Annotated in this window: 5 protein-coding genes; all 5 read left to right on the plus strand. The window is 61.1% G+C overall.

What is annotated here, in order from left to right:
- The first annotated feature begins 113 nt into the window (after positions 1-113).
- Positions 114-1277, plus strand: a complete 1164-nt coding sequence (locus VJ604_RS13350; RefSeq protein WP_324083284.1) for a DegT/DnrJ/EryC1/StrS family aminotransferase — start codon at positions 114-116, stop codon at positions 1275-1277.
- A 205-nt stretch (positions 1278-1482) separates the two neighbouring features.
- Positions 1483-2436 carry a glycosyltransferase gene (locus VJ604_RS13355; protein WP_324083285.1) on the plus strand — a complete coding sequence of 318 codons (954 nt, stop codon included), beginning with the start codon at positions 1483-1485 and terminating at the stop codon, positions 2434-2436.
- Positions 2433-3383, plus strand: a complete 951-nt coding sequence (locus VJ604_RS13360) for a formyltransferase (protein WP_324083286.1) — start codon at positions 2433-2435, stop codon at positions 3381-3383. Before VJ604_RS13355 ends, VJ604_RS13360 begins: the two co-directional genes overlap by 4 nt.
- Positions 3384-3511: 128 nt before the next feature.
- On the plus strand, positions 3512-4552 hold the full coding sequence (locus VJ604_RS13365) for a bifunctional UDP-4-keto-pentose/UDP-xylose synthase (protein WP_324083288.1): 1041 nt from the start codon (positions 3512-3514) through the stop codon (positions 4550-4552).
- A gap of 79 nt (positions 4553-4631) precedes the next feature.
- Positions 4632-5528 (plus strand): 4-deoxy-4-formamido-L-arabinose-phosphoundecaprenol deformylase, encoded by an 897-nt coding sequence (locus VJ604_RS13370; RefSeq protein WP_324083289.1) that lies wholly within the window; start codon positions 4632-4634, stop codon positions 5526-5528.
- Positions 5529-5551: the final 23 nt, after the last annotated feature.

Raw genomic sequence — 5551 nt, forward strand, 5'->3', positions numbered from 1 at the left:
GACCGTGCGGATTTCTGCCACAAAATCGGGGGAAAATGTTTGACCGGAGGGGCCGTTCATGTAATAGTGGCGGGTCGTATCTGTCGGTGTCTAATGAGTAGGAGGCGCAGTCGATGAGAGAGAAATTTCTCCCGTTTTCCATCCCCACCATCGGTGATGAAGAGATCAACGAGGTGGTGGATTCCCTTAAAAGCGGTTGGATCACCACCGGTCCCAAGACCAAGCGTTTCGAGGACGCTTTCAAGGAGTACGTCAACGCTCCCTATGCGGTGCCGCTTTCCTCGGCCACGGCCGGACTGCACCTCGCCATGCTGGCCTTGAAGCTCCAACCGGGCGACGAGGTGATCACCACCCCGATGACCTTCGGGGCGACCGTCAGCATGATCGTCCAGGGTGGCGGCAAGCCGGTGCTGGCCGACATCGAGCCCGGCACCCTCAACATCGACGTCCGTGAGGTCCGCAAGAAGATCACCCCGCGCACCCGCGCCATCGTCCCGGTCCACTTCGCGGGCCAGCCCTGCGACATGGACGAGATCTTCGCGCTCGCCAAGGAGTTCGGGCTCGCCGTCATCGAGGACGCCGCCCACGCCATCGGCACCGAGTACAAGGGTGCCCGCATAGGCTCACTGGACAGCATTTCCGTCTTCTCCTTCCACCCCATCAAGAACATCACCACCGGCGAAGGGGGCATGGTGGCCACCCGCGACGAGCGGATCGCCGAAGAAATCTCCCTGATGAAGTTCCACGGCATGAGCCGCGAGGCGTGGAAGCGCTACCAGTCGACCGGCACCCCCAACTACGACATCATGATGCCGGGCTTCAAGTACAACATGATGGACATCCAGGCGGCGCTCGGGCTGCACCAGCTGGACAAGCTCGACAAGTTCATCGAGATGCGCACCCTGCTGGCCAACTTCTACAACGAGGCCTTCTACGATGTGGAGGAGGTGGTGGTCCCGGAGGAGGTCCCCTACCCGCACCGCCACGCCTGGCACCTCTACACGCCGCTGATCCGGATTGAAGAGCTGACCATCGACCGCGACCAGTTCATGGCCGAGCTGAAGAACGAGAACATCGGCACCGGGCTCCACTTCAAGGCGGTTCACCACCACCCCTACTACAAGGAAGCGCTGCAGATCGCGCCGGGTGAACTTCCCAACGCCGACTACGCCTCCGACCGCATCCTCTCCCTGCCGCTCTTCCCGCTCATGACCTTTGACGACGCCAAGGACGTGGTGCAGGCTGTGAAGACGGTGATCGCCAGGACCAGGAAATAGAGAAATAGCCCCATCCTCACCCCGGCCCTCCCCTTGAAGGGGAGGGAGAGTAGACGGATGAGGAACTTATGTATTGATCAGCAACCATGTTCCGCTCTCAAGTCCCCCCTTGATAAAGGGGGGACAGGGGGGATTGCTTGGACTCTTCGCCCAGCCGTCCAGAGTCGGCCGGAGGAGAACTAGCAGGAGAAAAGTGAAGGAAAGCATGGACAAACCGTATATTTCTGTCGTCATCCCCGCCTATAACGAGGAAGGGAACCTCCCGCCGCTGGTTGACAGGCTGCTGCCGGTTATGCGCGCGACGGGCAAACCGTTCGAGATCATCTTCACCGACGACGGCTCCCGCGACCGGACCCTCGCCATCCTGAAGGGGATGACCAAAACCATTCCGGAACTGCGGGTCATCGAGTTCAACGGCAACTTCGGCCAGCACATGGCGATCCTGGCCGCCTTCGAGCGGAGCCAGGGAGAGATCGTCATCACCCTGGACGCAGACCTGCAGAATCCCCCGGAGGAGATCCCGAGGCTCGCGGCCGAGATCGAAAAGGGCCATGACGTGGTCGGCACCATCCGGCAGAAGCGGCAGGACACCCTGTTCCGCAAATGGGCCTCCAAGGTGGTCAACATCACCACCAACAAGATGACCGGCATGAAGATGAGCGACTACGGCTGTATGCTGCGCGCCTACCACCGCGACGTCATCGACAACATCAACCACTGCCAGGAAACCACCACCTTCATCCCGGCCCTCGCCCAGACCTTCGCCGCCAATCCGACCGAGATCCAGGTGGGTCACGCGGAACGAAGCGAGGGGGAGAGCAAGTACTCGCTGTATAAGCTGATCCGGCTCAACTTCGACCTGATGACCGGCTTCTCGGTGGTGCCGCTTCAGCTGTTCGCCCTGATGGGGATACTCACCTCCCTGGTCGCCTCCGGCTTCGGCATCTTCCTGCTGGTCAGGCGTTTCATCATCGGCGCCGAGGTGGAGGGGGTCTTCACCCTGTTCGCCATCCTCTTCTTCTTCATCGGCATCGTCATCTTCGGCATCGGCCTGGTGGGCGAGTACGTGGGGCGGATCTACCAGGAAGTCCGCAAGCGCCCGCGCTACGTGGTGAGGCGTGTGCACGGCTACCAGAAGGAAGCGGAGGTGAAGGGGTGAGCCGGAAACAGAGCATCGTTGTCTGCGCCTATCACAATGTCGGCTACCGCTGCCTCCAGGAGCTGATCCGCCAGCAGGCGGACGTGGCCCTGGTCTTCACGCACGACGACTCCCCCAGCGAGGAGATCTGGTTCCAATCGGTGCGCGAGCTCGCCCAGCAGCACGGCATACCGGTGATGACCTCGGACGTGAACCTCAACGAGAACATCACGCTCCTGAAGGAAATCGCCCCCGACCTGCTGCTCTCCTTCTACTACCGCAACATGATCAGGAACGAAGTGCTGGAGATACCGGCGCTGGGGGCGCTGAACCTGCACGGCTCCTATCTCCCCAAGTACCGCGGCCGGGTCCCCGTCAACTGGGCGGTGATCAACGGCGAGACCGAGACCGGCGCGACCCTCCACTACATGGTGCAGAAGCCGGACGCAGGGGACATCGTCGACCAGGAGAAGGTGGGCATCGACTTCACCGACACCGCCTTCGACGTCTTCAACAAGGTCACCGAGGCCGCGGTGAAGGTGATCAGCCGCAGCTTCCCGTTGCTTATCTCCGGACAGGCGCCCCGCATCCCCATGGACCTCACCCGCGGCAGCTATTTCGGCGGCAGGAAGCCTGCGGACGGCCTGATCGACTGGCAGAAGAGCGCGGTAGAGATCTACAACCTGATCCGCGGCGTCACCCATCCCTACCCCGGCGCTTTCAGCACCTTGAACGGGAAGAAGGTGGTGCTCTGGAAGGCGGTCCCGGTCGAGGGACAGGGAGAGCCGGGAAAGGTGGTGAGCGTCAGCCCGTTCAGGGTCGCCACCGGGCAGGGAGTGCTGGAGATCCAGTCATTGCAGGAAGAGGAGAGCGCCGAGCAGGACGCGGCGGAGTACGCGCAATCGGCGGGAGTGAAGGAAGGGACCTTTTTTCGGCTAACCCCATCCTCACCCCTGCCCTCCCCTTGAAGGGGAGGGAGTTTGGCAACCATCACTTTTTTAAACAGTCAGGACAGCCCCAACCTCGGCCCCTCCCCTTTAAGGGGAGGGACAGGGTGAGGATGGGGTAAAAATTGAAATCCACGATTGGAGACGACATGAAAGTTCTTATCCTCGGCGTCAACGGCTTCATCGGCAACGCCCTCACCAGAAGGATCCTGGACACCACCGATTGGGAAGTATTCGGCCTCGACATGAGCTGTGACAAGCTCGAGCATTCCATCGGCCACCCCCGTTTCAACTTCCTTGAGGGTGACATCACCATCAACAAGGAGTGGATCGAGTACAACATCAAGAAATGCGACGTGGTGCTGCCGCTGGTGGCCATCGCCACCCCGGTGACCTACGTGAAGGACCCGCTGCGCGTCTTCGAACTGGACTTCGAGGAGAACCTGAAAATCATCCGCCAGTGCGCACGCTACAAGAAGCGGGTGATCTTCCCCTCCACCTCCGAGGTCTACGGCATGAGCCCCGACGCGGAATTCGACGAGGAGAACTCGCCGCTCATGCTGGGCCCGATCAACAAGGAGCGCTGGATCTACTCCTGCGCCAAGCAGATGCTGGACCGCGTCATCTACGCCTACGGCGAGCACGAGGGACTGCGCTACACCCTGTTCCGCCCCTTCAACTGGATCGGCCCCAAGCTCGACTCCATCTCCACCGCCAAAGAGGGTAGCTCGCGCGTGTTGACCCAGTTCCTCTACAACATCCTGGCCGGCGAGCAGATCTCCCTGGTGGACGGCGGCAACCAGCGCCGCTCCTTCACCTTCATCGAGGACGGCATCGACTGCCTGATGAAGATCATCGAGAACAAGGACGGCTGCGCCGACAGCGGCATCTTCAACATCGGCAACCCGACCAACGACCTCTCCGTGAAGGAGCTTGCCCACAAGCTGCGCGACATGGTGAAGGAATACCCGGGCTACGAGGAGAAGGCGGCCAACTGCGTGATCGCCGAAACCACCTCGGACAGCTTCTATGGCAAGGGATACCAGGACATGCTGACCCGCGTCCCCTCCGTCAAGAACGCCAAGAAGAAGCTGGGCTGGGAGCCAACCACCAGCATCGACGACGCGCTGAAAAAGACGCTCGACTTCTACCTGATCGAGCAGCGCGAGAAGATCGAGCACCTGCTGTAAAAAGTCAAACACGCTAAATGTGAAGGGGGCCAATCGGCCCCCTTTTCGCTATACGATCACCTCAACGAGATAACGATTCATGTACACGGTAGCACTGAAAGTCGACGTCGATACCTACGCCGGGACCCGCGACGGGGTTCCGCGCCTTATTGAGATCATGGAGAAAGCCGGCATCCACGCCACCTTCTACTTCTCGATGGGCCCCGACAACTCCGGTAAAGCCATCCGCCGTATCTTCACGAGGAAAGGGTTTCTCCAGAAGATGCTTCGGACCGGCGCCCCCAGCGCCTATGGCATCAAGACCATGCTCTACGGCACGCTGCTGCCGGCTCCCCAGATAGCAGCGTCCTTCCCGGAGATTCTGAAAAGGACCAGGACGGCCGGCCACGAGACCGGCGTGCACTGCTGGGACCATGTCTACTGGCATGACTACCTGCCGCGCCTCTCGGACGCCAAGGTCGCCTCACAGCTCGATCAGGGCGCCCAGCTTTTCCAGGAGATCATGGGGACCAGGCCGGCCACCACCGCCGCTCCCGGTTGGACCGTTTCGGCCGCTTCTCTCAAGCTGCAGGACGCCATGCAGCTCGATTACTGCAGCGACTCCAGGGGATACGCCCCTTTCTACCCCGTCTTCGATGGCAAGCGCTACGCCACCCTCCAGATCCCCAGCACCTGGCCGACCATGGACGAGATCCTCGGCTCCGACGGGGTCACCGCCCAAAACATCAACGACTTCTACCTCTCCCAGCTCAAAGAAGGGCTGAACGTCCATACCATCCATGCGGAAATGGAAGGGGGCGTGATGTCGGATTCCTTCGCCGATCTGATCGAACGCCTTAAGAAAAAGGGGGTGCGCTTCATCACCTTGGGCGAGGCCGCCGCCGAGTACCGCAAGGATGCCCCGGAGGCGGGAATGGCGATGGGCGAGCTGCCGGGAAGAGCCGGACTCGTGGCGATCCAGGCTCCTCTGTCGTAATCAAACCCCATCCTCACCCTGTC

The sequence above is a fragment of the Geomonas sp. genome, from assembly GCF_035254065.1.
Taxonomy (GTDB): Bacteria; Desulfobacterota; Desulfuromonadia; order Geobacterales; family Geobacteraceae; genus Geomonas.

Coding starts and splice junctions, on each gene's coding strand:
- VJ604_RS13350 (WP_324083284.1), top strand. CDS start 114: ATGAGAGAGAAATTTCTCCCGTTTTCCATCCCCACCATCGGTGATGAA.
- VJ604_RS13355 (WP_324083285.1), top strand. CDS start 1,483: ATGGACAAACCGTATATTTCTGTCGTCATCCCCGCCTATAACGAGGAA.
- VJ604_RS13365 (WP_324083288.1), top strand. CDS start 3,512: ATGAAAGTTCTTATCCTCGGCGTCAACGGCTTCATCGGCAACGCCCTC.
- VJ604_RS13370 (WP_324083289.1), top strand. CDS start 4,632: ATGTACACGGTAGCACTGAAAGTCGACGTCGATACCTACGCCGGGACC.